Annotated in this window: 24 protein-coding genes, 1 pseudogene and 1 other annotated feature; of the genes and pseudogenes, 15 read left to right on the forward strand and 10 right to left on the reverse strand. The window is 37.3% G+C overall.

The genetic code is table 11. The features are described 5' to 3' along the window. Window positions 1–99: 99 nt before the first annotated feature. The 3 genes from FJQ98_RS04385 to FJQ98_RS04395 all read left to right on the forward strand — a co-directional run bounded on the left by FJQ98_RS04385 (window position 100) and on the right by FJQ98_RS04395 (window position 3248). Window positions 100–1002, forward strand: coding sequence for a fumarylacetoacetate hydrolase family protein (locus FJQ98_RS04385; RefSeq protein WP_053596315.1), 903 nt, complete (start codon window positions 100–102; stop codon window positions 1000–1002). A 140-nt stretch (window positions 1003–1142) separates the two neighbouring features. Continuing rightward, a complete protein-coding gene (locus FJQ98_RS04390) occupies window positions 1143–1508 on the forward strand; it encodes a YisL family protein (protein ID WP_053596314.1) in 366 nt (121 codons plus the stop codon). 270 nt (window positions 1509–1778) lie between these two features. Beyond that, window positions 1779–3248 carry an alpha-amylase family glycosyl hydrolase gene (locus tag FJQ98_RS04395; protein WP_053596313.1) on the forward strand — a complete coding sequence of 490 codons (1470 nt, stop codon included), beginning with the start codon at window positions 1779–1781 and terminating at the stop codon, window positions 3246–3248. A 168-nt stretch (window positions 3249–3416) separates the two neighbouring features. On the opposite strand, the gene FJQ98_RS04400 is transcribed toward FJQ98_RS04395, so the two are convergent. Both FJQ98_RS04400 and FJQ98_RS04405 read right to left on the reverse strand, forming a co-directional pair. Further along, window positions 3417–4274 (reverse strand): DegV family protein, encoded by an 858-nt coding sequence (locus FJQ98_RS04400; protein WP_053596312.1) that lies wholly within the window; start codon window positions 4272–4274, stop codon window positions 3417–3419. Between the two features lie 331 nt (window positions 4275–4605). Next, window positions 4606–5415, reverse strand: a complete 810-nt coding sequence (locus tag FJQ98_RS04405) for a Cof-type HAD-IIB family hydrolase (protein WP_053596311.1) — start codon at window positions 5413–5415, stop codon at window positions 4606–4608. Window positions 5416–5536: 121 nt separating this feature from the next. On the opposite strand from FJQ98_RS04405, the gene FJQ98_RS04410 reads away from it, so the two are divergent. Then, the gene (locus FJQ98_RS04410) at window positions 5537–6301 is read left to right on the forward strand and encodes a prolyl oligopeptidase family serine peptidase (RefSeq protein WP_053596310.1); all 765 of its coding nucleotides are present in this window, start codon (window positions 5537–5539) and stop codon (window positions 6299–6301) included. Window positions 6302–6354: 53 nt separating this feature from the next. After that, a complete protein-coding gene (locus tag FJQ98_RS04415; protein WP_053596309.1) occupies window positions 6355–6663 on the forward strand; it encodes a metal-sulfur cluster assembly factor in 309 nt (102 codons plus the stop codon). A gap of 68 nt (window positions 6664–6731) precedes the next feature. On the opposite strand, the gene FJQ98_RS04420 is transcribed toward FJQ98_RS04415, so the two are convergent. Next, the gene (locus tag FJQ98_RS04420) at window positions 6732–7418 is read right to left on the reverse strand and encodes a Crp/Fnr family transcriptional regulator (RefSeq protein WP_053596308.1); all 687 of its coding nucleotides are present in this window, start codon (window positions 7416–7418) and stop codon (window positions 6732–6734) included. A 270-nt stretch (window positions 7419–7688) separates the two neighbouring features. On the opposite strand from FJQ98_RS04420, the pseudogene FJQ98_RS04425 reads away from it, so the two are divergent. Next, window positions 7689–9815 (forward strand): annotated as a pseudogene (locus FJQ98_RS04425) (ATP-dependent Clp protease ATP-binding subunit). A gap of 51 nt (window positions 9816–9866) precedes the next feature. On the opposite strand, the gene FJQ98_RS04430 reads toward FJQ98_RS04425, so the two are convergent. Continuing rightward, on the reverse strand, window positions 9867–10061 hold the full coding sequence (locus FJQ98_RS04430) for a YjzD family protein (RefSeq protein WP_053596307.1): 195 nt from the start codon (window positions 10059–10061) through the stop codon (window positions 9867–9869). A gap of 435 nt (window positions 10062–10496) precedes the next feature. Between FJQ98_RS04430 and FJQ98_RS04435 the strand changes: the two genes are divergently transcribed. Together FJQ98_RS04435 and fabF are read left to right on the forward strand one after the other, a co-directional pair. Then, window positions 10497–11435 carry a beta-ketoacyl-ACP synthase III gene (locus FJQ98_RS04435; protein ID WP_053596306.1) on the forward strand — a complete coding sequence of 313 codons (939 nt, stop codon included), beginning with the start codon at window positions 10497–10499 and terminating at the stop codon, window positions 11433–11435. A gap of 31 nt (window positions 11436–11466) precedes the next feature. After that, window positions 11467–12708: a beta-ketoacyl-ACP synthase II gene (fabF, locus tag FJQ98_RS04440; protein ID WP_053596305.1), complete on the forward strand. Its 1242-nt coding sequence runs from the start codon at window positions 11467–11469 to the stop codon at window positions 12706–12708. A gap of 773 nt (window positions 12709–13481) precedes the next feature. Here the strand turns inward: fabF and trpS are convergent. Further along, entirely contained in the window at window positions 13482–14471 is a 990-nt protein-coding gene (gene trpS / locus FJQ98_RS04450) for a tryptophan--tRNA ligase (RefSeq protein WP_201406632.1), read from the reverse strand. A gap of 95 nt (window positions 14472–14566) precedes the next feature. Next, window positions 14567–14800 (reverse strand) — a binding site (T-box leader). A gap of 621 nt (window positions 14801–15421) precedes the next feature. Here trpS and spxA point away from each other — a divergent pair. The 4 genes from spxA to pepF all read left to right on the forward strand — a co-directional run bounded on the left by spxA (window position 15422) and on the right by pepF (window position 20150). Next, window positions 15422–15817 (forward strand): transcriptional regulator SpxA, encoded by a 396-nt coding sequence (spxA, locus tag FJQ98_RS04455; RefSeq protein WP_024362527.1) that lies wholly within the window; start codon window positions 15422–15424, stop codon window positions 15815–15817. 503 nt (window positions 15818–16320) lie between these two features. Then, a complete protein-coding gene (mecA, locus tag FJQ98_RS04460; protein WP_053596302.1) occupies window positions 16321–16989 on the forward strand; it encodes an adaptor protein MecA in 669 nt (222 codons plus the stop codon). 173 nt (window positions 16990–17162) lie between these two features. Beyond that, window positions 17163–18284 carry a competence protein CoiA gene (locus FJQ98_RS04465; RefSeq protein ID WP_053596301.1) on the forward strand — a complete coding sequence of 374 codons (1122 nt, stop codon included), beginning with the start codon at window positions 17163–17165 and terminating at the stop codon, window positions 18282–18284. A 48-nt stretch (window positions 18285–18332) separates the two neighbouring features. Then, entirely contained in the window at window positions 18333–20150 is a 1818-nt protein-coding gene (gene pepF, locus FJQ98_RS04470; RefSeq protein ID WP_053596300.1) for an oligoendopeptidase F, read from the forward strand. 580 nt (window positions 20151–20730) lie between these two features. Here pepF and FJQ98_RS04475 read toward each other — a convergent pair. From FJQ98_RS04475 to FJQ98_RS04495, 5 genes are all read right to left on the reverse strand, one after another. Next, window positions 20731–21540, reverse strand: a complete 810-nt coding sequence (locus FJQ98_RS04475; protein WP_053596299.1) for a DsbA family protein — start codon at window positions 21538–21540, stop codon at window positions 20731–20733. Then, on the reverse strand, window positions 21533–21940 hold the full coding sequence (locus tag FJQ98_RS04480) for a globin domain-containing protein (protein WP_053596298.1): 408 nt from the start codon (window positions 21938–21940) through the stop codon (window positions 21533–21535). Before FJQ98_RS04480 ends, FJQ98_RS04475 begins: the two co-directional genes overlap by 8 nt. 291 nt (window positions 21941–22231) lie before the next feature. Further along, entirely contained in the window at window positions 22232–23020 is a 789-nt protein-coding gene (locus tag FJQ98_RS04485; protein WP_053596297.1) for a lytic transglycosylase domain-containing protein, read from the reverse strand. A gap of 187 nt (window positions 23021–23207) precedes the next feature. Further along, window positions 23208–23348, reverse strand: a complete 141-nt coding sequence (locus FJQ98_RS04490; RefSeq protein WP_158003080.1) for a hypothetical protein — start codon at window positions 23346–23348, stop codon at window positions 23208–23210. Window positions 23349–23468: 120 nt separating this feature from the next. Next, a complete protein-coding gene (locus tag FJQ98_RS04495; protein ID WP_053596296.1) occupies window positions 23469–24056 on the reverse strand; it encodes a CYTH domain-containing protein in 588 nt (195 codons plus the stop codon). 395 nt (window positions 24057–24451) lie between these two features. On the opposite strand from FJQ98_RS04495, the gene FJQ98_RS04500 reads away from it, so the two are divergent. From FJQ98_RS04500 to FJQ98_RS04510, 3 genes are all read left to right on the forward strand, one after another. Further along, window positions 24452–24835: a UPF0738 family protein gene (locus FJQ98_RS04500; protein WP_053596295.1), complete on the forward strand. Its 384-nt coding sequence runs from the start codon at window positions 24452–24454 to the stop codon at window positions 24833–24835. A gap of 62 nt (window positions 24836–24897) precedes the next feature. Next, window positions 24898–25569, forward strand: a complete 672-nt coding sequence (gene yjbM / locus FJQ98_RS04505; protein ID WP_053596294.1) for a GTP diphosphokinase — start codon at window positions 24898–24900, stop codon at window positions 25567–25569. Continuing rightward, entirely contained in the window at window positions 25566–26360 is a 795-nt protein-coding gene (locus FJQ98_RS04510; RefSeq protein WP_053596293.1) for an NAD kinase, read from the forward strand. Before yjbM ends, FJQ98_RS04510 begins: the two co-directional genes overlap by 4 nt.

Genomic DNA, 26360 nt, shown 5'->3' on the forward strand with positions numbered 1-26360 from the left:
GCCTGCGAAATATTAGGAATAAAAATAGTTGTCGCAAAAGTAAGGCAATTCCTATAATATTGTTGTATCATGTAGAAAAAAGAAGGAGCTCTGAAAATCATGAAAATTTTATCATTTAAATTAGGTGGACATGTAAGCTTTGGACCAAAAGTAAAAAAAGAAGAAGCGGTATGGGATGTACTCGCTATTCAAAATGAACTTCAAGTTCTCCCTTCTTTTTCAAGTTCAATCGTGGATGGCATAGCTTTAGGCTTTGATTTTGTTGAACAGATTCGTAAATTAGTAGAAGCCGCTGAAAAATCAGATCGTGCAGATAGCTTTAAACGTGAATTTACAGTGATCGAATGGTTATCACCAATTCCACGTACACCAAAAAATATTATGTGTATTGGGAAAAACTATAATGAACATGCAAAAGAAATGGGTGCAGAGGCAGCCCCAACAGACTTAGTGGTATTTACAAAATCTCCGACTGCTATTGCTGCTGATGACCAAACTATTTCTATTCATGCTGATCTTTCATCCAAAATGGATTATGAAGGCGAATTAGCAATTGTTATTGGTAAACGTGGTAAAAATATTCCGAAAAACTTAGCATATGATTATGTATTTGGCTACACAATTGCCAATGATATAACAGCTCGTGATTTACAAGAAAAACATAAACAATATTTCTTAGGAAAAAGCTTGGAAGGTACTTGTCCACTTGGACCGTACCTTGTGACAAAAGATGAAATTCCAAATCCACAAGAGTTAACAGTGGTAACAAAAGTAAACGATGAAGTACGTCAAAACGGCTCAACAAAAGACATGATGTTCTCTGTAGAATCATTAGTATCGATTTTATCTCAGCACGTAACATTAGAGCCAGGCGATGTTATTTTAACTGGTACCCCAGCTGGTGTTGGAAAAGGCATGAATCCACCACAATTCTTAAAAGCTGGAGATACTGTAAAAGTATCCATTCAAGGCATCGGTACATTAGTCAATCATTTTGAATAATGGCTCTCAAATCCGCGCGAGTTTATACTCCGCGGATTTTTTTAAGTATATTGTGTGAACACTATGGTAATGTTTGAAACCCTTCCCATCACATGATAGGATAGAGTTTGATAGAAAAAAGAATATGAGGTGGGACAATAATGGGATTTTTAACTGACTCAACACATGCGCATATTGCTACTTGGGTAGTTGCAATCGTAATCTTTTTAATTGCAGCATTAATGGGCAAGCAGTCAAAAGGCTTACATATGACATTACGTTTATTCTACATTTTAATTATTATTACTGGTGGGGCACTATTCTTCCAGTATCAAACTAATGATCCAATGCTTTATGGTCTGAAATTCTTAGGCGGTATTTTAGTCATTGGTATGATGGAAATGGTATTAGTTCGTCAAAAGAAAAATAAACCAACTGGCCTGTTTTGGATTTTATTCGCAGTATTCTTATTCATTACATTATTCTTAGGCTTCAAACTGCCAATAGGACTACATTTCTTGGCATAATTATTTAGAAAAGTCGTGAAGATTTAGCTTCACGACTTTTATTTTTGGGGAGATAAAAAAACTGCTTAGGAAAGCCGAAGAAGTGATCGGTTAGCCCGACAAACTGCTCGAATCCTGCTACCAAGTCGATGAACTGTATTCGAAGAAGAAGTTGACACCTTTTTGCCGTAATTCATTTTGCATTTTCGGAAAATATTTTGAAATGATAGCGACGTGACTGTTTTATTTGGTAAAATGACGATGGATTGGTTTGAAAGAGAGGGAATAAAAGTGAAATTCAAGAAGTGGATAAGTGCGACAGCTGCATCGCTTTTACTAGCAACTTTATTAGTAAGTGCTACACCAGTTGCACATGCTGATGAAGCATCAACAAGAACGATTGCAGAAGAAAGCATCTATGATTTACTCGTTGACCGTTTCTTTAATGGTTCGGGCACTAACGATTTTGATACAAATACGCAAGACCCTACGAAATTTGCAGGAGGCGATTTTGCAGGTCTACAAGATAAACTGAAATTTATCGGAGAGATGGGCTTTACAATCGTTTCCATTGGTCCAATTTTTGCCACTGAGAAATATGATGGTTCGATGCTGACGAGCTATTCTACAATCGAGCGTCATTTTGGGACATCTGAAGAGTTTCAAAGTGTCGTTGAGGCCTATAAAGCCAAAAATATGTCGATCATGGTTGATTTTCCACTTAATAATGTAAGTCCGAATCATGAGTGGGCAAAGGATTCAGCAAAAAAGGACTGGATTGCTTCAACAAATAATGGACAAGTACAGTGGGACTTAACAAACAAAGATGTGCAAGAAGCGCTTATTAAATCAGCAACAGACTTTGTCTCTACATATGATGTTGGTGGGGTGCGTCTAACTAATATTGTTGGTGCCGATACAGAATTTATCGATGCAATGATTGCGGCATTAAAAGATACGAAAAAATCGCTTTTTGTGATTTCAAATGAAGAAAGTGATGCAAATTTTGATGCAAGCTTTTCACCAGCTACAGCGGATATTTACCGTAATATATTTAAAAATGTTGATAAGGATTCTTCTAAGTTGATGGAGCCTTTTACAGGTGAGAAACCAACTCAGATTATGGTTGATTCGCTAGATACACATCGTTTTACATTTGATTCTGCAACTGAAAATATGTTCCCGCCGACGCGTTTGAAAATGGCGATGGGTGCTTTATTTATGATGCCAGGGATTCCAGTTGTGCAATATGGTACAGAAATTGCGATGAACGGGGAAGAAAAGCCAGATACGCATCAAATATATAACTTTAAAACAGATACAGAATTAATCGACTATATTAAAAATGTCCAATCTTTACGTAATCAATCTGCTACATTACGCAATGGTGATTTTGAAGTTATCACAAATGAAAATGGCCTACTTGTATTTACACGTACATCTGACGAAGAGAAATGGGTCATCATGGTTAACAATACTGGTAAAACACAACGCGTTGATTTAACACCAGCTCAGATTGGTGAAGGTAAAATGCTAAATGGTATTTTACATGAAGAAAAAGTTCGTATTAATGAAAAAGACGTTTATCCAGTTATTTTAGACCGCGAAATGGTAGAGGTTTATCAAATTAAAAATGATGAAGGATTCAATATCCCATATATGGTAGCGCTAGGATTAGTGTGGGTAATATTCATAGGATTTGTAGTTGTAATTATTAGACGAGGTAAAGTACGACGTAAGGAGCAAGATGTTCCAAAATAAAGTGAAACTTTAATCAGTTGGGACTTTCTTCATCCCCACTTCACTTCTTTGCTTTCGCTGAGTTTGAGGTGGAGGTCTTGTACCTGACGCTTCGCTAATTACCCGTTAATGCGGGAAAAATTGTAAACCCCCTCTACACTTTTACATTAAGTGTGGAGGGGGTTTTTATTAAGCTTGATAGCTTTTATTCGTAAAGAAGATGGCAATTGTACCTGGTCCTACGTGGGAGCCGATAGCTGAACCAATCATTGTTACTTGAATAGCTTTTGGTGAAAATCTTTCTTGGATAGAAGCCTTTACTTCATTGGCGAAGTCCACATCATCACTATGGCTAATACCAACAATTTTCTCAGAAAAGTTATCACCGCGCTCCTGCATTAATTCTAACATGCGAGCGATGGCTTTTTTGCGTCCACGTGACTTTTCAATCGGCACAAGCTTGCCGTCCTCTACATTTAAAATAGGTTTAATGCTTAGGAGCCCTCCAAGAAATGCGCTTGCCTTTGATACACGCCCACCTTTAGCGAGGTAATCTAAATCCTCAACCGTAAATAAGTGCTCCATTTGTGGGGTAAGGGCAGTAATTTTGGCTTCGATTTCATCCAACGAAGCACCTGTATTTCGAAGACGAACAGCTTCCTCAACTACTAAGCCAAAACCTAATGAAGCACATTTAGAATCGATTATAGCTAATTTGAGTGATGGATATTGCTCTTGTACTTGATTACGAATCATGACCGCCGTATTGTAGGTGCCTGATAATTCCGATGAAAAGGCAATATAGATACCTTCCTCTTCATTTTTTGCTAGATTTTCAAAATGCTTGAGAAAAAGCTCTGGTGATACTTGGGATGTTTTTGGGCGAGCACCTTGACGAATTGCATCGTAAATTTCTTTGGAATTAATCGAAATGACATCATCATATTCATTATTGTTCAATTGCACTCGTAGTGGAAGAAGTTCAATATTGTTTTCTTCGTAATATGATTTTGGTAAGTCACATCCACTATCAGTAAAAATTTTCATCATTTGTCCCCCTAATTTAACATTCTTTTAACTCTATATGAGAAGTTTTCAAATACCTATACTACATAACAGGTGAACAAGTGTCGAGCTGTCACTTTCCACTCTAAGCTTCTCTAAATTATTTCCTAGTAAATGTTATATAGATAAATAATCATATCGAGTTTCAGTATAATTGCAACTCATACAATTCAACATTATTGATAGTTGCTACATATTTTTAACTTTATTCAGCAAGTACTCATTAGTGTTAAATATGATATCGGGATAAAGGGTACTACTGAATAAAGTTAAACTGTAAAAAATGGAATGTTAACTTGAACTTACTACTTAACTAGGATAATTTCAAGCGATCGATGAGTATTTTAGCGATTCCATCGTCATTATTGGTTGTTGTAATTTCATTGGCAATATTTTTTAAAGTAGAAATGCCATTACCCATTGCAACACCTAATCCTGCATATTCAATCATTTCTAAATCATTGTCCTCATCACCGAATGCAATGATACGATCGCGTGGGATACCTAAATCCTTTGCTACATGAGCAATTCCCACTGCTTTATTTAAGCCACGTCGAACAATCTCAATAATATGGAGTGGCGCACCCCAGCGACGATGTTCAATGACCTCTGCATGAACAGCCTGTAAGTGATCACGAATAATCATTGAATTTACATCATTAGCTTGAATCAGTAAACTAGTGGGGTTGTCGTGTAAATGAGTATATAAATCCCCAAGAGTAATTTTTGGATTCCCCATATTAAAGATATTTAATATCCGTTCATCCTCTGTATGCACATAAATATCGTCCTTAACCTCTGCAATAATATTTTCGTATTCATAGCTATTGATGGATTCGACGACATTATGCACTACGCCTAAATCAATAGGAGTATGCATAGTCTGCCAAGAAGCATTTTTTGGATGGTGAACATAAGCACCATTAAAATTTACGATGGGCGTTGTAAGGCCAAGCTCGTGATAGTATATATCACTCGCACGATAAGGACGACCTGTAGCGATCATCACTTGATGACCTTGTTCCTTTGCCTGCAATAATGTTTTTTTAGTTTTTGCTGAAATTTGTTGTTGGTCCGTTAATAACGTACCATCTAAATCTAAAACGATTAAATGCGGTTTCATAGCTTATTGCCCCTTTCCTATAGTTTGAATAGTATCTCTTTGTTATCCATTCGTCAAAATTTTGTCACATAGATAAAAGTTTGCTAACATAAAGATGAGACAAAAGTTGGGAGTGACAAAGATGATTGTTGAGAAAGAAGTGTGGGGGAATATTCCTTTATTACATATACATACAGAAAATATGAATGAAGAAACCCCAGTAGTGATTTTTTTACATGGCTTTATGAGTGCAAAAGAACATAACTTACATTATGCATATCAATTAGTAGGTAGAGGGGTGCGTGTCCTACTACCAGATGCAAAATTACATGGCGACCGTAGTGAAGGCCTGTCTGAGATGCAAATGAGCTTACACTTTTGGGATATTGTTTTAAATTCTATTCATGAAGTTGAACAATTATATAATGAATTAAAGAATAAACAATTATTAATAAATGATAAAATTGGCATTGCCGGTACGTCAATGGGTGGAATTGTGACGTCAGGCTGCTTAAAGCTTTATGATTGGATTAAAACAGCAGCAGTATGTATGGGTGCACCAGGTTTTATTAAATTGGCTGAGTATCAATTACAGCAATTCGCTAAAAACGGTGTTAACTGGCCAATGTCCGAAGAAGAGGTACAGCAAACGAATGAACTTCTAGCTAAATATGATGTCAGCCTAACACCAGAAAAATTTGCAGGACGACCTGTATTGTTTTGGCATGGGGAACTAGATAAAACAGTACCTTTCAAAGAAACTTATAATTTTTATTTAACTTTACGCAAATACTATGAAGCAAATCCAGATGACTTAAAATTCTTAGCTAATAAAAAAGCAGGTCACGCTGTGTCACGAGACGGTATGTTAGCTGCAACAGAATGGCTTGCACAGCATTTGGCATAATAAGACGCATCTGCTATGATTAAGTTAACACTGTGATGGAAGGAGAAATACAGATGGATCAAGATATGAAAGACAGCATGTTCGGTGCATTAGAAAATGTAATTGACCCTGAGCTTGGTATTGATATCGTCAACTTAGGTTTAGTATATGATGTAGAGTTAGATGAAGAAGGTGTAGCAACCGTTACAATGACGCTAACGTCTATGGGCTGCCCAATGGGACCTGTTATTGTTGATCAAGTGAATACAGCATTAGGTGAGCTTCCAGAGGTAAAAAGTACAAATGTCAATATTGTATGGAATCCACCTTGGTCAAAAGATAAAATGTCACGCTATGCAAAAATGGCATTAGGTGTACGATAAGTCCGCTTAAAGGCACGAGAAAAAAATCCCCGTTTATAACTCATAAGCGGGGATTTTGTGTGTAGCGATTAATCGATACGACATATTTGTAACGGACAATTCTCACAGGCGATTTCATCCTTTAAAAATTGTAGATCGTGAATGGTAATATAACCTTTTTCGAACGATATAATATTGTGTTTCTTTAAATCATTAAGCATGCGATTGATCATCTCTCTACTCGTCGCACATAAATTAGCAATTTCTGTATTTGTTAATGGGAAATCAATAAAAATAGTGCCATTTTCTAAAGGCTTGCCATAAGTATTCGAAAGACGGATCAGCGTTGAAAATAAAGCGCCCTTTTTACCATTTAAAACTAAATCACGCAAACGACTTTGATGCTTTAAATTTTCTGTTTGCAACCACTTCATATATTCCACCATTAAATTAGGTTGTTCCACTAATAAAAGTTCCAATGATTTACGGCTTAGAACATATAAAGTTGAAGGTTCTAATACTTTTGCAGTCATGGAATGATATGTTAGATTACAAAATAATGAGCCTTCACCAATAATACTACCTGAACCACAAATTCGAATGGTTAATTCCTTCCCGTTCTCGGTTTCCTGACTAATCGAGATAGCTCCTGTTTTTATATAATATATTTCATTCGCACGTTCGCCCTCTAAAAAAATTTTACTATCCTTATTTACTTTAATAAAAACACCATGCTTTTGAAATAGATCGTGAAATTTTTCTTGTATACTATCCATTTTAATCATATCTCCAACACATCGCTTTCTTTTTGTAATACTTGGCTGTTAATTACAAAAGGATGGTGAATAATTTCGATATTAAATCTAAGAAACATACTTTTATTATAACGTAATTTTCCAATTGTAAGTGAAGAAATTTAGAGCTAATTCTTTGCTAAGGTTTGTCGTATGTTGTAAAATAAAGTTAGTCAAAGAAGGTCAAACATTTTTAATGAAACAGAATGGCAAACGGGATTCCGCTAACATTATTGAAAAGGAGTGCTAAACATGCAATTTCAACAAACAGATGACAAAAAACCATTAGAGCAATTTGGACGTAATTTAATTGAAGAAGTAAAAGACGGCAAAATGGACCCGGTTATCGGTCGTGACGAAGAAATTCGTAATGTCATTCGTATTTTAACACGCAAAACGAAAAATAACCCTGTCTTAATAGGTGAGCCTGGGGTTGGTAAAACAGCGATAGTAGAAGGATTAGCCCAACGTATAGTAAAGGGCGATGTTCCTGAAGGATTAAAAGATTGTGTACTGTATGAGCTGGATATGAGTGCCTTAATTGCAGGTGCTAGCTATCGTGGACAATTTGAAGAGCGTTTAAAAGGTGTACTAAAAGAAGTAAAGGAATCTGAGGGGCGCATCATTTTATTTATCGATGAAATTCATACAATTGTTGGAGCAGGTAAAACGGATGGTGCAATGGATGCTGGGAATATGTTAAAGCCAATGCTTGCGCGAGGTGAGTTGCATTGTATTGGTGCTACAACATTAGATGAATACCGTATGTATATTGAAAAAGATCCTGCTTTAGAGCGTCGTTTCCAACAGGTGCTTGTGCGTGAGCCATCTATGGAGGATACAGTTTCCATTTTACGGGGCTTAAAAGAGCGCTTTGAGTTACATCATGCGGTACGTATTCATGACCGTGCTATTGTAGCGGCAGCAGAGCTTTCAAATCGCTATATTACAGAGCGCTTCTTGCCAGATAAAGCCATTGATTTAATCGATGAAGCCTGTGCGATGATTCGAACAGAAATTGATTCAATGCCACAGGAACTAGATGCAGTAACGCGCCGTATTATGCAATTAGAAATTGAGGAGCAAGCACTGTGTAAAGAAAAGGACGAGGCAAGTAAAAAGCGTCTAGAGCAGTTGCGTGAGGATTTAACAAAGCTAAAAGAATCCTCTGAGGGCATGCGTAAACAATGGGAAACCGAAAAAGAAGCGTTACAAGGCATTCAGAAAAAACGTGAAATACTTGATAAATACCGCCGTGACTTAGATGAAGCAGAAAGTAAATATGACTTAAATAAAGCAGCCGAACTACGTCATGGGAAAATTCCTACTCTTGAAAAGGAAATTCAAGAGATGGAGAAACAATTAGAGAATGGTACGGAATCACGTATTTTACGTGAAGAGGTAACTGCCGATGAGATCGCATCTATTGTTTCACGCTGGACAGGGATACCAGTGACAAAATTAGTGGAAGGCGAGCGCGAAAAATTATTGCGTTTAAAAGATACATTACATGAACGTGTGGTTGGGCAGGACAATGCTGTGCAGCTTGTCACTGAAGCGGTATGGCGTGCTCGAGCTGGTATCAAAGATCCGCATCGACCAATTGGTAGTTTTTTATTTCTAGGACCAACGGGTGTTGGTAAAACAGAACTTGCGAAGGCACTAGCGGCACAGCTATTTGATTCTGAAGATCATTTTATTCGCATTGATATGAGTGAATATATGGAGAAACATAGCGTATCACGTCTTGTAGGGGCACCTCCAGGTTATGTTGGCTATGAGGAAGGTGGACAATTAACAGAAGCTGTTCGCCGTAATCCATATTCAGTTGTATTATTAGATGAAATTGAAAAGGCACACCCAGATGTCGCGAATATTTTACTGCAAATTTTAGATGACGGTCGGATTACCGATAGCCAAGGCCGTATGGTCAACTTTACGAACACAGTTGTCATTTTAACCTCTAACATTGGCTCAAGTTATTTGATGGAAGCAAAAGAGGACGATGCCGCAGTTGAGGATTTAGTGATGGCTGCACTACGTCAGCACTTTAAACCAGAGTTGTTAAATCGTATGGATGATATTATTATGTTCCATGCACTATCAGATGAGCACTTTACAGCGATTGCTTGGAATTATGTCGAACAGCTTGTAAAACGAGTTGCGGAGCAGGACATTGCTTTACAAGTAGATCAAGATGTAATTGATTGGGTGGTAGAACAAGGGGCAGATCCTCAGTTTGGCGCAAGACCCTAAAAACGCTTCGTGCAACGTTATATTGAAACTGCGGTTGCAAGAGAATTGCTACGAGGTGAAGTATTACCAGGAGAAACATTGCACATTAGAATGCATGATGGCCAATGTGTTGTTGAAAAATAACAAGAAAAAACCTGTTTCACATTGTGCGAAACAGGTTTTTTTTTAGTTGAATTAATGATGGTCTACAGCTTCTGGAGTTGATTCGTTTGGAATGATTGCACCAATAATGAATACAAGAATTGTGAATACAACCGACATGACTACACCAATTTGGAAATCAAATGGTGCACCAAGTACAGAGCTTACTACGTAGTTTAACATTGAAACTAGTAGGAATGACCATATGAATGTTACGATATATTGCATTAATTTCACCTCAACCGAACTTTTTTATATCATAAAGTTTTACTACATATTCATTATCATATCATAACATAAATCGAAAAAAAAAGAACCTTTTCTGTTAATCATGGCGAATTTGTCACGGAAGTGAGCTTCAGGAAGCCCACTTTCGCACAGAAAACATTCGCTCCACTCCAGGGTCTCATCTGTGACGCTGATCCCCAAGAAGTCTCCCAACCCTCACTCCAATCAGCATACGGTTTAACAAATGTCATCCACAATTTTTGGTGATACGCCTATTATTTCTCATCTTTTTTAAAAATGCACATATCATTAAAACCCTTGATACTACTAGTTTTAAGACGTTAAATTTAATTCACCTTGCACCTCTCCTTCATTATGAGTTATAATTATGACCAGTTACTAATAATTGATAGTAAAAAGCGGAGGGGTTGCTATATGAACGCTGGTATTATAGGAATAGGTAAATACGTTCCAGAGAAGGTTGTTACAAATTTTGATTTAGAAAAAATTATGGACACTTCGGATGAATGGATTCGAACTCGCACGGGGATTGAAGAACGTCATTTTGCAGCAGATGATCAGGAAACTTCAGATTTAGCAGTAGCTGCTGCTAAAGAGGCTATTGCAAAAGCAGGTATTACACCTGAGGAAATAGGCTTAATACTTGTAGCAACTGTAACACAAGATCAAACGTTTCCAAGTGTAGCATGTATGGTTCAGGAGCAAATTGGAGCAGTCAATGCAGCAGCGATGGACCAGGCGGCAGCTTGTGCAGGATTTATATATAGTTTAGTGACAGCAAAGCAGTTTGTAGAATCAAATACTTATAAATATGTCTTAGTAGTAGGTGTTGAAAAGCTGTCGAAAGTAGTTGATTGGGAAGATCGCAATACTGCTGTATTATTCGGTGACGGTGCAAGTGCAGCCATTGTTGGACCAGTATCAGAAGGTAGAGGTATTTTATCATTTGAGCTTGGAGCTGATGGTACAGGTGGGAAGAATTTGTATTTAACACAGCAGGACACAATCGCTATGAACGGCCGTGAAGTATTTAAGTTTGCCGTACGTCAAATGGGTGAATCTGCAGTAAACGTATTAGATAAAGCAGGTTTAACAAAAGAAGACGTAGATTTTTTAGTGCCGCATCAGGCAAATATTCGAATTATGGAATCTGCTCGTGAGCGTCTAGAGTTGCCACCGGAAAAAATGTCAAAAACGATTCACAAATACGGGAATACGTCGGCAGCATCTATTGGTATTTCCTTGGTAGATGAGCTTGAAGCAGGTAAGATAAAAGATGATGATATATTAGTACTTGTTGGATTTGGCGGTGGCTTAACATGGGGCGCCGTTGCAATGAGATGGGGAAAATAATAACGAAAAAATGCTTGAGGGGAGTAAGACAATGAGTAAACGACGAGTAGTAATTACAGGAATTGGCGCAGTTACACCACTAGGAAATAGCATCGAAGAAACATGGGCTAACATTAAAGCTGGAAAATCTGGTGTTGGCGAGTTAACACGTTTAAATAAAGATCAATTTGCAGCAAAAATTGCCGCTGAAGTGAAAGATTTCGATATTGAAAAATATATCGAGCGTAAAGAGGCTCGTAAAATGGATCGCTTTACACATTATGCCCTAGCAGCGTCCATCATGGCGATGGAAGATGCACAATTAACAATCGATGAAGAGCTAGCACCACGTGCAGGTGTCTGGATTGGCTCTGGAATCGGTGGAATGGAAACATACGAACAACAATTTTTAACATTCCAAGAACGTGGAGCAAGACGGGTAAGTCCCTTCTTTATTCCAATGATGATTCCAGATATGGCTTCAGGTCAAGTGTCGATTCACTTAGGTGCAAAGGGCATTAACTCTTGTTCAGTAACTGCTTGTGCTTCAGGTACAAACTCGATTGGTGATGCTTTTAAAGTAATTGAACGTGGCGATGCAGATGTCATGATTTCTGGTGGGGCTGAGTCGCCAATCGTTACAATGGCAGTGGCAGGTTTCTGTGCAAATACTGCATTATCTTTAAATACAGATCCACAAACAGCTTGCCGTCCATTTGATAAAAATCGTGATGGTTTCATTATCGGGGAAGGCGCGGGTATTGTCATTTTGGAAGAATATGAGCACGCAAAAGCACGCGGTGCAAAAATCTATGCGGAGGTTCTTGGCTATGGTGCAACAGGAGATGCTCATCATATTACAGCTCCAGCTCCAGAAGGGGAAGGTGCTTCCCGTGCAATGATGCAAGCTTTAACTGACGGTGGCGTAGAAGCTTCACAAGTAGACTATATTAACGCACATGGAACAAGTACACCATATAATGATTTATTTGAAACACAGGCAGTAAAAACTGTCTTTGGTGAACATGCTTATCAGCTTGCAATGAGTTCTACAAAATCAATGACAGGTCACTTATTAGGCGCAGCTGGTGGTGTTGAAGCTATTTTCACAGCGCTAGCACTGAAAGAAGGCATTCTACCGCCGACAATTAATCTAACAGATCCAGATCCAGAATGTGATTTAGATTATGTGCCGAATGAAGCTCGAGAGGCAGATATTAAATATGCTATGAGTAACTCACTTGGGTTTGGTGGACACAACGCTAGTCTACTATTCAAAAAAATCGAGGAATAATAAAGTAAAACAAAAAATTAGAGTGACATATCAGAAGATACACGCTAGTAAAGTGGTTGATTGGAGTGAAGGCTAGGCGACTCCTTGGGGATCAGCGATAGGGGAACGAAGGCTAAAACCATCACGTCCTGTGATAACGCCTTCGTGACCAACATCGTGTTGGCCCGAGACCCTGGAGCGAGCAACGCGAGTGAAGCGGGTAGGGGAACGAAGGCTAAAAGCATCACGTCCTGTGATAACGCCTTCGTGACCAACATCCTGTTGCCCCGACGCCCCCAGGAAGCTTTGCTCTGTGCGAAAGCGTAGCGACAGCAACAAAGCGCCCAGCCGGAACGGAAATCAACCTCTCGTTTTGCATAAGGTTCTTACTTTATATGATCAACATAAAAAACGTCAGCCCAATTTACGTGGCTGACGTCTTTTTTTATAGTTTTGTGAATAGATGATAATTAAGAAGAAAATAGAAAGGATGCCCTTATCTTGTTCCGACTCTTTTTATTTTTAATGAGCTATGGCTTATTGATTCTTTCCATAGGGAATCTCATCTTGTATTTGAATTATCGGACACTCGGATATTCCTGGCTAGTAGTTTTTAAGTTCATGGCACAAACATCAGCATTTTATATGGCCATTGGATCAGCCGTTATATTATGCGCTGTTGTGCTCGATCTTGGTTATGATAAAACTGTAAATGAAAAAGATAAGATGTAACTCTTAAACTGCTCTCTTTTTGGCCAAGCTCTTCCGATCATCTCTATGATAAATTTTTCGTTTTAGCGACGTGCACGACCAAGGCCCATTGCTGCTTCCATGCGTTTTAATGTAGCGCTGGCAATAGCGTTTGCCTTTTCAGCACCTTCGTCTAAAATAATATCTAATTCTGAGGATTCTACCAAATTATAGAACTTCTCTTGAATTGGTGTCAGGTGATCAATAACTGCTGATGCAACACCTTGCTTGAAACCACCGTATCCAACGCCTTCATATTTTTTCACAAGATCGTCAATAGATACACCTGAAATGGCAGATTCGATTGTTAGTAAATTGGAAACGCCAGGTTTATTTTCCGCATCAAATGCCACAATACCATCAGAGTCAGTAACAGCAGACTTAATTTTTTTCTCAATATCTTTTGCTGAATCTAAAAGTTTGATTGTCGCTTTTGTATTTGGATCTGATTTACTCATTTTCTTTGTAGGTTCTTGTAGTGATTTGATACGAGCTCCTGCTTTAGGTAATTGAATTTCAGGGATCGTTAATACGTCACCATAACGTTTGTTAAAGCGCTCTGCTAGATCACGAGTAAGCTCAATATGCTGCTTCTGATCATCACCGACAGGAACAATGTTTGTGTTATACAAAAGGATGTCTGCTGCCATCAATGGTGGGTAGGTTAAAAGAGCGGCAGATACGCTTTCCTTACCGTGAGATTTATCTTTAAATTGTGTCATACGTTCAAGCTCACCAATCGATGCAACACATTGTAACATCCAGCCTGCCTGCGCATGAGCTGGCACTTCTGATTGAATAAATAATGTAGATTTTTTAGGATCGATACCAGTAGCAATATACGTAGCTGCTAGGTTGCGAATATTTTGACGTAAATCTTTTGGATCTTGTGCCACTGTTATTGCATGCTGATCGACGATACAGTAAACAGCATCTCCTTCATCTTGTAATGCAGGGAATTGCTTAAATGCACCTAAATAGTTCCTCAAAGTTACAATACCCGTTGGCTGTACGCCTGAAAAAATAGTTGTCATTGTCATTTCCTCCTTGAATTTCGTCCCTAAGATTGTTGCTGAAAGTAGTTAAAACCCAAAATAAAAAACATCATGCGTCCTCATTATTAGTCTAATGAAGGGACGAATGATGTTTGAATCCGCGGTACCACCCAGCTTGCCTATAAAGGCCACTCTACTTCGTAACGTGAAGGGACGAGCTTTGCTAATAGACTCAAGTAATTATACTTAAACGTTCACAAAGCTAACTCAGAAGTCCATTCCAAATGCTTACACGATCTGTTTGCAGCAACCACAGACTCTCTAAACGTGTAAATCGCATATGTACTACTCTTCGTCAGCGCTTTTTATTTAGTTCAATAACTGTCTTCCAAGTGTATGGATGAGATGAACTCACTAAAGACATAATTGATTGATTGCAAAAAATTATATTATAAAGGCTCGGTGAAATGCAAGTGATGGGTTTTCTCGTTCGGAAAATCTGTAAAGTCAGACTTTTGGCGGTGTTCATTCTCGGAAAAAAATTATATGCTATTTTCGCTGCTTTTTTTATCTATACACATCCCAGGAAAGCGCCTAGGCGGAACGGAAATCAACCAAACATTATGGTGATGAACTATTTATTTGAAAATGCAACCAATATTAGTAAATAAACGTCTAGGATTGTACACACTGAATCTACAATATTCTCGTTTAAAGTTTTTAAATGAGAACAAAAACAATCAAGAAATGAGTGTTTAAAATGCTCTGCTAATGGGAATATTATTAGTAGTTCATGCAAAGAAGTAACTACTTTGAAAGCTGTATAAATAAACAGAAAATTTCGTGATAAAACTGTTCTTTTTTTTGTTGGGACTATATTCAAACACCACAGAGTACTGTATAATGGTATGTAGATCTACATTACATTAATTCTAATTTAACACACTGGTTTATAGATAATGATTATAAGGAAAGGATGTGTCAGTATGATAGTAACTTTATTTACATCACCAAGTTGTACGTCTTGCCGAAAAGCGAAAGCATGGTTAGAGGAGCATGAAATCCCATATACAGAACGTAACATATTTTCCGAACCGTTAAGCATTAGTGAAATTAAAGAAATTTTGCGTATGACAGAGGATGGTACGGATGAAATTATTTCAACTCGCTCAAAAATTTTCCAAAAATTAAATGTTGATGTTGAAAGCTTACCATTACAACGCTTATATGAATTAATTCAAGAGTATCCAGGTTTATTACGTCGTCCAATTATTTTAGACGAGAAACGCTTACAGGTTGGCTACAACGAGGATGAAATTCGTCGTTTCCTTCCTCGCAAGGTTCGTGCTTATCAATTACAAGAAGCGCAGCGCATGGTGAACTAAAATCCTTGTATTCTGCATATAATAAGTATTAGATGTTACAAATGCAACCAGCATATTGTGGCATCTATTTTTTTGTGTTTTACTTATGTAAAACCTTCTATATAAAGTATAATAATTAATAGGGGAAAGTCATATATTTCCGTAAAAGTATGTTAAACTTGATTTAAGCTTAATAGTTTACTACAATTTCAATAATTCAAATATCTTCTGTGAAACGGTGTATATCCTTTTCATTTTATGACAGAACAGCATACAATAGAATTAGAGACAACTGTGAACAAAAAACTTATCTTCATTTAGTTTAAAGATTAAATGAAGGTAAAGCCTCCGGATGCAATTACGCCAAGGCGTCATTGATTAATGCAGTTGCTCGACGGTTTTACTGTAGTGTGGTCAAAGGTTGAAAAACAAACGGAGTATGAAGGTTAAAAATAATGAATAAAAGCATACTAATGAAACAAAACTGTTTTTCGACAAATGACAGTGAAGGGAGATGAGGTCTAGTGGACATCGAACGTGTAAACGAAAATACACTCAAGCTCTTTATTACGTACAATGATATAGAGGATCGCGGCTATAGTCGTGAAGAGATTTGGTACAATCGAGCAAAGGGTGAACAACTTTTTTGGGATATGATTGATGAAGTAAACACAGAGGATTATTTTGATGTAGAAGGTCCGATTTGGATTCATATCAATGCGTCTGACGTAGGCTTGGAAATCATTGTCACACGTGCACATATTTTAAAAGACGGTGAATCCTTAGATGGTCATTCGCATTTTGATGAACACAAAGAAATGTTTGCCCCATTCGACGACGTAGGAGAAGATCTTCTCAGTCAACTAACTCAATTCGGTGACATGGATGAGTCAGAATTGTTTATGGATACAGACATTTATGTTTATAAATTTAAAGATATTGATGAGTTAATCCCTGTAGCGAAACGCATGACAGATGAATTAGTGGATTCCTCATTATTCAAATATGAAGATTGGTACTATTTAGTAGTTGACTTCGTGAATGCAGATGATGATCTAAATCGTCACGATAGAAATGCAGTCATCAAAGAATTTTTATTACCATCGAATTTCACAATTCATCGCCTAGAGGAATATGGCGATAAAATTATGGAATTTAATTGCTTTGAAACAGTACGAAAATATTTTATTTAAAGTAATGAGCACCTGATTCAAGGGCTTAGACTGTAGACTAACTTGATAATAATCAAGTTGGTTTACAGTCTTTTTTTTAAAAGGTAGCATTTTTAAAATTTCAAGAAAAAACCGTTATTTATTTGTTGCTATAAAAAAACTCCTTTACTATAAGTGAAAAAGGAGATGATTTTATGCTTATTGCCTATAATGAGCAGCAGCAGCCTTTTCTTCCATACCAATATTCGAGGGAAGACTTACAACGATATAGGCGACAGATGAAATTTTATTGTCCTCAATGCCTACAGCCCGTCCAATTAAAGATCGGGCAATATAATATACCTCATTTTGCTCATATCGCTGATAACAGCTGTGTACAGTTATTTGCAGAGGGTGAATCCCAACTTCATTTACAAGGAAAACTTCAATTATTTGAATGGCTGAGAAAACTCGGGCATACAGTAAAGCTGGAGCCTTATTTACCAGAACTTTCGCAGCGACCAGATATGCTTGTGACAAAAAAGCAAAAGCAAATTGCTATAGAATTTCAATGTAGCTCAATCTCTCATGAAAAGTGGTTATTGCGTACATCTGGATATGCGAAAAATTCTATACAACCATTGTGGCTTTTTCAAACACCTCAAAAACAATCCAATCAAGGTATCCAAAAGATTTTTATTTCTCCGATTATGCAAAAAGTGATAACTACTTCAACGCGAGGCGTGTCTTATTTAGTGACCTATGATGCAAAGACATCAAGATTTATTTATTGGACGAATCTTCTTCATGTTCATGGGCATACTTTTATAGGCAAAGTACAAGAAGTACCTATTCACAAGCAGCATTTTCCCTTTTATGAGCCTAAATCAATTACGAAAGAGGAATTTCCTCTTTATTGGCAACTTTATAAAAAGCTTTGTAAACAATTCGTGTATCAGCGATTATTACATAGTAAAAAAGGGGTGCAAGATTCATTTTTACGAAGTAGTTATGAGTTACGTTTTGCACTTACTGCTATGCCTGATTACGTTGGTGTCCCGGTAAAAGACGCGGAGGCGATTCAGATGTTCTCCGTTGAGTGGCAAACGATTTTGCATCATTTTAGTCGACGATTACTGCTACTGCCTCATGAATTATGCGATGAGGATATTCGATCGTTTTTAATCCAACACAATGTAGAGGTTACAGCTCGAGCAGTACAGGCTATCAAAAATTATGGAATGGTGCTTGAGAAAAGTTATCAAAAAACTGACTATTATCCAAATATACGTGAGCAAGTGTATACACATTTATTTGCAATTGCCACAATATACTGAGAAAATATGAGAGTATAAGAAAAACTCACATATAAAGGGGGCTGCCACATGGCTAGTAACAGCAATCAAGTTTTATTAAGAAATGAAGTTCCAGAAGAATTAACTTGGCGCTTGGAGGATATATTTGCAACCGACGCTCTATGGGAAGATGAATATAAGGAAATTGCAGAAATTGCAAAAAAGGCACCTAGCTATGCAGGTACGTTAAACGATGGGGCAGATGCATTATTGGCGGTTTTAACTTACCATGATGATATTTATGAACGTACAATGAAGCTTTACACGTATGCACATATGCGTTATGACCAAGATACGACAAATAGCTTCTATCAGGATATGAATAGTCGTATTCAAACATTGGCGACTAGTATTTCAGCTGCTCTATCGTTTTTAACACCAGAGATTTTATCATTGAGTGAAGAAACTATAGAACGTTACTTAACAGAAAATAAAGATTTACAACTGTATAAGCAATCCTTAAAAGAAATAACGATGGCACGTCCGCACGTATTACCAGCAGAACAGGAAGCATTACTTGCACAAATGTCTGAGGTTACAAGTACAGCTTCCAATACATTTAGTATGTTAAACAACGCTGATATGGTCTTCCCTAAAGTGAAAAATGAAGATGGGGAAGAAGTACAGTTAACACACGGCAACTACATTAAATTTTTAGAAAGCAAAGATCGTTCTGTTCGTGAAAATGCCTTTAAAGCAATGTACGAAATTTATGGCAACTTTAAAAATACGTTTTCGGCTACATTAACTGGCAATGTTAAGAAACATAATGTCAGCGCACGCATTCGTAATTATGATTCTGCACGCCATGCGGCAATGTCTAATAACTTCATTCCAGAAAATGTTTATGATCAATTGGTGGAAACAATCCATAAACATTTGCCAGCTATGCAGCGCTATATTTCATTACGGAAAAAGCTTTTAGGCGTAGACGAACTGCATATGTGGGATTTATTTGCGCCACTCGTTAAGGAAGTCGACATGAAAGTCACTTACGACGAAGCGAAAGATATTTTAGTAAAGGCTTTAGCGCCACTTGGTGAGGAATACCAAGGTATTGTTCAAAGTGGTCTTGATAACCGCTGGGTGGATGTCTTAGAAAACAGAGGGAAACGCAGTGGTGCGTACTCTTCAGGTGCCTTTGGAACAAATCCATACATTTTAATGAATTGGCAAGACAATGTTAATAATCTGTTTACACTAGCTCATGAATTTGGTCATAGTGTACACAGTTACTATTCACGTAAAACGCAGCCGTTTGTTTATGGCGACTATTCTATTTTTGTAGCTGAAGTAGCTTCGACATGTAATGAAGAACTGTTAAATGATTATTTACTGAAAACAATTGAAGATCCACAACAGAAAATTTATTTATTAAATCATTGGTTAGACGGCTTCAGAAGCACTGTTTTCAGACAAACAATGTTTGCTGAATTTGAACATCTAATCCATCAAATGGATAAGAACGGTGAATCTTTAACAGCAGAGCGTTTAACAGAGGTTTACTATAATTTAAATAAACAATACTTCGGCGAGGATATTGTTGTAGATGAGGAAATCGGCTTAGAATGGGCTCGTATTCCGCACTTCTACTATAATTACTATGTGTATCAATATGCTACAGGTAAAGCAGCTGCAACAGCATTAAGTAAACAAATTTTAGAAGAGGGTGCACCAGCTGTAGAACGTTATATTAATAACTTCTTAAAAGCAGGCTGCTCTGATTTCCCAATTGAGGTATTAAAGTCAGCAGGTGTTGACATGAACGTGGCAAAACCGATTGATGATGCATGTAAAGTATTTGAAGAACGCTTAAATGAGTTAGAAAAATTATTGTTGAATAATTAATTGGGAAGGCTGTAGGGAAATTACTACAGCCTTTTTTCTATGATAAGTTTAACAATAAAAAATTAAAGAATAATGATTTTTTTTGATTTCTAAATGTTTAAAAGTGTGTTTCTTGAAAAAATACTGTTTGTAATCGCTTTCTATTTGACAAATTTGTGAATCTAACATCGGATATATTGCTAAATTTATTATTCCATGATAAATTGATTCATGTGAAATAAATCACAAAACAAACATACACCCCTTTGTTTGAACGTGAACATTTCTCCCATCCCCTTTGTGAAAGAGAGGCGTCACTATCTGTCGAGGATAGTGGCGCTTCTTTTATTTTGTTATAAATCTCGATCAAACAGCCAAGTATTCCGATAAAACTCAAAAATGTTCCGATAAATCGCTGAAACGTTCCGACAAATTACTAATATGTTCCGATAAATCACTAGAACATTCCGATAAATATATAGAGCCTTATAATCCGAAAGAAAGTTAATGATGGGGCTAATAAAAGAAAAATAAAAGCAAGTGAAGAAAACTTCACTTGCTTTTATTTTTAGGAGCTTCTTAGAATAATAATATAATTGCATTATTTAATACGCCATAGTGTAGCGTGATCTGTCTGAATTCGTTCAATCTTTTGTTGCAGCATACGTTTCTTTAATTCACGTTCAGCTGTTTGCTCTGTTAATGAGTAGATGAAAGCTATTTCATTTGTTGAGAGCGTATGGAATCTTGTAAATAACTCTTCTATTGTTGGTAATGGTTGACGCACAAGTTGTTCATCCATCATCTCTTGTAAAATATGTTCATAAACTTCATAGGAATAGCTACCACTAACTTTAAGACCCTCATCTTCAATACATTCATTGAAAAATACAACGCTAGGTACTTCATCAACTTCCATTTCGCGTTTAATATATAAATCGCACTGAAAGGCACGAGCTGTTTCCTTTGAACCAAAGTCTGCAGTGAATTCACTCATGTCTAATCGAACATCCTCAGCAATTTTTAAAAGCGTAGCATAGGAATTTACATCTTGATGGTTTAGTAATACATATTCTTGTAGTTTCAACAAATAGCGTGCTCCTGCACGTTTACCCTGTAACTCTGCTGCCTTAATAGCGATAGATGGTAAAACAGGATGATTTATGTCGAGTTCAATGCCCGATGCACAACCCTTTACGCGCTTACTTAAACAATTTAAAGAGGCTAGCTCTGTGCTTAGTACAAGGCGCCATGTAAAGTAATGATTGTACTCTAGCTGTAACTTACGAAGAATTGCTTGCATACTGAAAGCTTCAGGACAAAGTGGATCTACGAAAATATACAATTCAATAGGCTTATTAGCAGTAGAAATCACAGGAGTTGGCTCTTGCAGCATTTGAATATTATTCACGTAATAATTCCCCCTCATCGTCATTTGGCGTATTAACCATGTGATGAGCTGTTAATACTAATCGTTGATAATAAGTTTCGCGGAACTTCCCTTCCAAACCAACTTCGTCCATTGCTTCGGACATACATTCGAGCCAAGCTTGAGCACGATCAGGTGTAATCGGAAAATTCATATGACGTGCACGCATCATTGGATGTCCATGCTCTTCAGTAAAAAGATTTGGTCCACCTAAGTACTGTGTTTGAAATTGAATTTGCTTACGGGCTGTCTCTGTCAAATCTTTCGGAAAGATTGGAATAAGATTAGGATGCTGAGCAACTCTTTTATAAAACGCATGAATAAGCTCTGAAAGTTTTTCAGCTCCCAGCTCCTCATAAGGAACAGTGTATTTTCGACTCATAAGTTATATGCTCCTTTTATTCTTTATATCGTAAAAGTATAATTTTATATCTTCATTCAGTAGAAGACTCTCACCTCTATCGGTGATGAGCTGAATGTTTACGCCAAGGAATAATGGATAGTTTGTCATCTTCTAAAATGTGAATTTCTTGTGACTACTTTCATTCTATCAACGTATTTTCGTTTATACAAATAAAGCGCTCTTTCCAAATGTTTCTCGCTAGAAAAGCACAAATTTCACCACTATGGGTGAAATTTGCCGAAAAGGACCGTAATAACAGTGATTATGCGATTAAGCTGTGTAGTAATTCATCACTTTTTTGACATAATTCTGTGTTTCTTTGAAAGGAGGAATGCCACCATACTTTGTCACGCGTGAAGCTCCCGCGTTATAAGCAGCTAACGCTAACGTTGGATCGTTATCAAATTTATCTAGCATTTGGCGTATATATTTGGCCCCTGCCATAATATTTTGTTCAGGATCAAAAGAGTTTGTAACCCCTAAATATTGCGCTGTTTTTGGCATTAATTGCATTAATCCCTGTGCTCCAGCATGACTAATTGCATTTGAATTAAAATTAGACTCTTGCTTAATCACTGCAGCGATAAGTTTTTTAGGTACATTATATGTAGATGCTGCCTTTTCAATAATCGAAGCGTATTGATTCGCTCCTGCTAATGCATTGGCATACGCTGTTGAACCAATAACATTATCTGAAACATAGGAGTCGAGTTTTGTACTAGATTGTGTGTTTGCTAATGCTGCCTGTACAGAAGTAGGGATAAAGACTGCATTAGAACCTTGATATAGCAATGATTGATACGCACTATTTCCCACGTTTTCAGACAACCCATTTAAACTACTAAGCTGGTTCATTAATGACGAAGCGCTTGATACACTCCCCAGCATACTAGATAATTTTGCACTATTAGCAGTCGTTGCGTCGCCGAGCAATTCGCTAATCATGTCTGAAAACATAGAATTACTGTCTGTAAGATTGTTTGACGATGAATTTTCTGTAGAGCCTAATGTTTGCATTGCTTGAATTTCAAGTAAAGTTCTGAGTGATTGGATATCCAAGGAGTTGGTCACCCTTTCTTGTTATACTGGTTAATTTATTTTAGCAACATCCGCAGAAATAGAGGAACTTAGTCTAAGAATGCCACGTCCTGTGGCAAAGACTGAGTGACCAACATGACGTTGATCTAATGCCTCCGCCGGATGTCACAGAATCGGAAAGGAGTTCACATAGGATGTTAGCCTAAAATCATCGCATCCATGCGATAACGGCTAACTGACCTGCATCCTGTTGTTGCTGCCGCTTCGCTTTCGCACAGACAAACCCCTGTTGCTGCCGCTTCGCTTTCGCACAGACAAACCCCCTGCTGCTGCCGCTTCGCTTTCGCACAGACAAAACCCTGTTGCTGCCGCTACGTTAGCACTGCGCTTTCGCACAAAAAATATCTGCAGGCCTAAGCACAAAGCCGATTCCGGACGCAATTATGCCGAGGCATAATTACTATTAGTATTATTTTTTATTCATTTGTAATGCTTTCATAAAGCGTGCGATTTTTTTATCCGCAGTCTGTTTTTTGATACCATATTGCTGTAGAAATTCGTCGAAGATTGCATTTCCTTTTATTGCATCTTTTGTTTCATATTCTACCTCATAATCGTCGCACTGCAAATAGAAAGAATGATCAAACACTAGAAGACCATCTTTATAAGGAATTTCGACACGATCAGTTGTCAGCGAACCAAATACTTCTAATTCTTCTAAAGGAATGTTATATAAAGCTAGTCTATTGGCTACCTCTTGGGCATAGAAGCCTTCACCAACAAGCATTTTTTTAGCTTGCTCAGCAGTTAATTCATCAGTAGTCTCTAAATGTTCATGTTCTGCACTTTTTTCTTTTAAGGTACATTCATAATATTTGTCGATTTGTCTGATACGGAGCCCGCTTTGTAGTTTCCGAATAGCTTGAGAAGGTGTGTCAAAATAATGATTTGTTTGACGATGAATAGCATTTTCGAGAATATGGAACTCTTGTAATAAATGCTCGTATTGTTGTTTTGTTAAGAGGTTTTTAAATTCGATTTCAAGTTGTTGTGCCATTTATGCTCACCTGTTTATTTTATTTTTTCACGCATGTGTTGATTAAGAGATAGATAGCTTGTCGTGATATTGGTTATTTCCTTTTCTCTGTGGCGAAGGTGCTCACTCCAGTAGGAGAAATACGAGAAAAACCAGCCTATGATAACGTCTACGTGTTACACCTTACAGAAAAAGTCAACCTACCTATTTTCAAAATGGTTTATCAACACACTTTTTTAGGTTGGCTCATCATCAAAAGATTGGGATGACATTTGTTAAAGCGTATACCATGCAATCAACCCTACGTTATGCTTATGAGTTAAAGTTTAATTCGTTGATTTAATATTTACACACTGCAACTAAGTACCCTGTATGCTAAAATAAGAGGAAGAGTAAGACGAAAAGGGGAACCGCATGTGCGTAAAATTTATACAATAGAAACATTGAATTTTGAAAACGAGCAACTTCATTTTAGTTTAAACGACATTGAAGTAAATTTACAGTTAAAACCTGCTGCACAATTAATTGCAGATTCTGATGACTTTGCGTTTATTTATTTACTTGATGCAGGAGAGGATTACCATTACTTGCGTTTTTCACCGAGTAGTTGGGATCAACTTGTACATATTTTACAGAAAAAGCAAAATCCAAAGCTCCAATTAGGTAAAGAAGTTATTGAACTTACAAATTTTTACGATGAATTGGAAATGCTCGTGTATAATATTGAAGGAAATTACAATTATGGAGCGGAATTTGTCCAAGCGGTGGAACAACACTTCAAGGCAATTCTCGCTGAATAAAAAGACAAAACGAACAGACGGTGTTGGTTTTGTTCGATACCGAATGTCGGGAGGTTTTTGCGATGGGACAATGGGAAATATTTTTAAGTCCTTATAAACAAGCAGTAGATGAGTTAAAAGTAAAATTAAAAGGTATGCGTTCGCAATTTGGTATTGTTAATGCAAATTCACCAATTGAATTTGTTACTGGACGTGTAAAGCCTTTAGCAAGTATATACGATAAAACATTAGAAAAAGGACTAAACTTTGAGCCTTCTAAACAACTAGGTGATGAGCTAGGTGATATCGCAGGCCTTCGTATTATGTGTCAATTTGTAGATGATATTTCAACAGTTACAGAGCTAATACGTCAACGTAAAGATATGCGTGTAGTGGAAGAGCGTGACTATATTACACATAATAAGCCAAGTGGATACCGTTCATACCATATGATTGTGGAATATCCTGTAGAGACGATACAAGGGAAAAAAGTGGTATTAGCTGAAATTCAAATAAGAACGCTTGCCATGAATTTCTGGGCATCTATTGAGCATTCACTAAATTATAAATATAAAGGCATGTTCCCTGAGGAAATAAAAAATCGCCTTCAAAGTGCAGCAGAAGCCGCCTTTCGATTGGATGAGGAAATGTCGTCCATTCGCAGTGAGATTCAAGAAGCGCAAGCCTATTTTAGTGAATACAAAGAAGCATCGAATCCTAATTTACTATCGGAGAAGGAGCGTGACACACAATGAAATTTTCCATTCAATCACGTAGAGATGCACAATCGAACGAATTAATGGAGCTAGCCAGAACGTATTTGCAGGATTTTGGGTTAACTTATGATGAAGAAGCGCCTGAAATCGTAATCTCTATTGGAGGAGATGGCACATTATTACATGCCTTTCATCGATATGCTCATTTGCTAGATCAGGTTGCCTTCGTAGGTATCCATACAGGACATTTAGGATTTTATGCGGATTGGAAGCCATCTGAATTAGAAAAGCTTGTTTTGTCCATTGCCAAAAAGGACTTTAATGTTGTGGAGTATCCACTATTAGAGGTAAAGGTGGAGCATCATAATGCGGAGTCCAATACGTATTTAGCGTTAAATGAAGCAACCGTGAAATCACCTGACGTCACACTTGTTATGGATGTTGAGTTAAATGGCAATCAGTTTGAACGTTTCCGTGGAGACGGTCTTTGTGTGTCAACTCCTTCTGGTAGTACAGCTTATAATAAAGCCCTCGGTGGAGCAATTATTCACCCGACTTTAGCAGCACTCCAAATTACTGAAATAGCATCTATCAATAACCGCGTCTTCCGTACAGTTGGTTCACCGCTCATATTACCAGCACACCATCACTGTATTTTACGTCCAGTTAATGAACAAAACTTTAATATGACAGTTGATCATTTACAAGTTACGCAAGGCGATGTGAAGTCGATTGCATTTAATGTAGCAAATGAAAGAGTGCGTTTTGCACGTTTCCGTCCATTCCCATTCTGGGAACGAGTACATGAATCATTCGTGGCAAATGAGTGA

The sequence above is a fragment of the Lysinibacillus agricola genome, assembly GCF_016638705.1.
GTDB lineage: Bacteria > Bacillota > Bacilli > Bacillales_A > Planococcaceae > Lysinibacillus > Lysinibacillus agricola.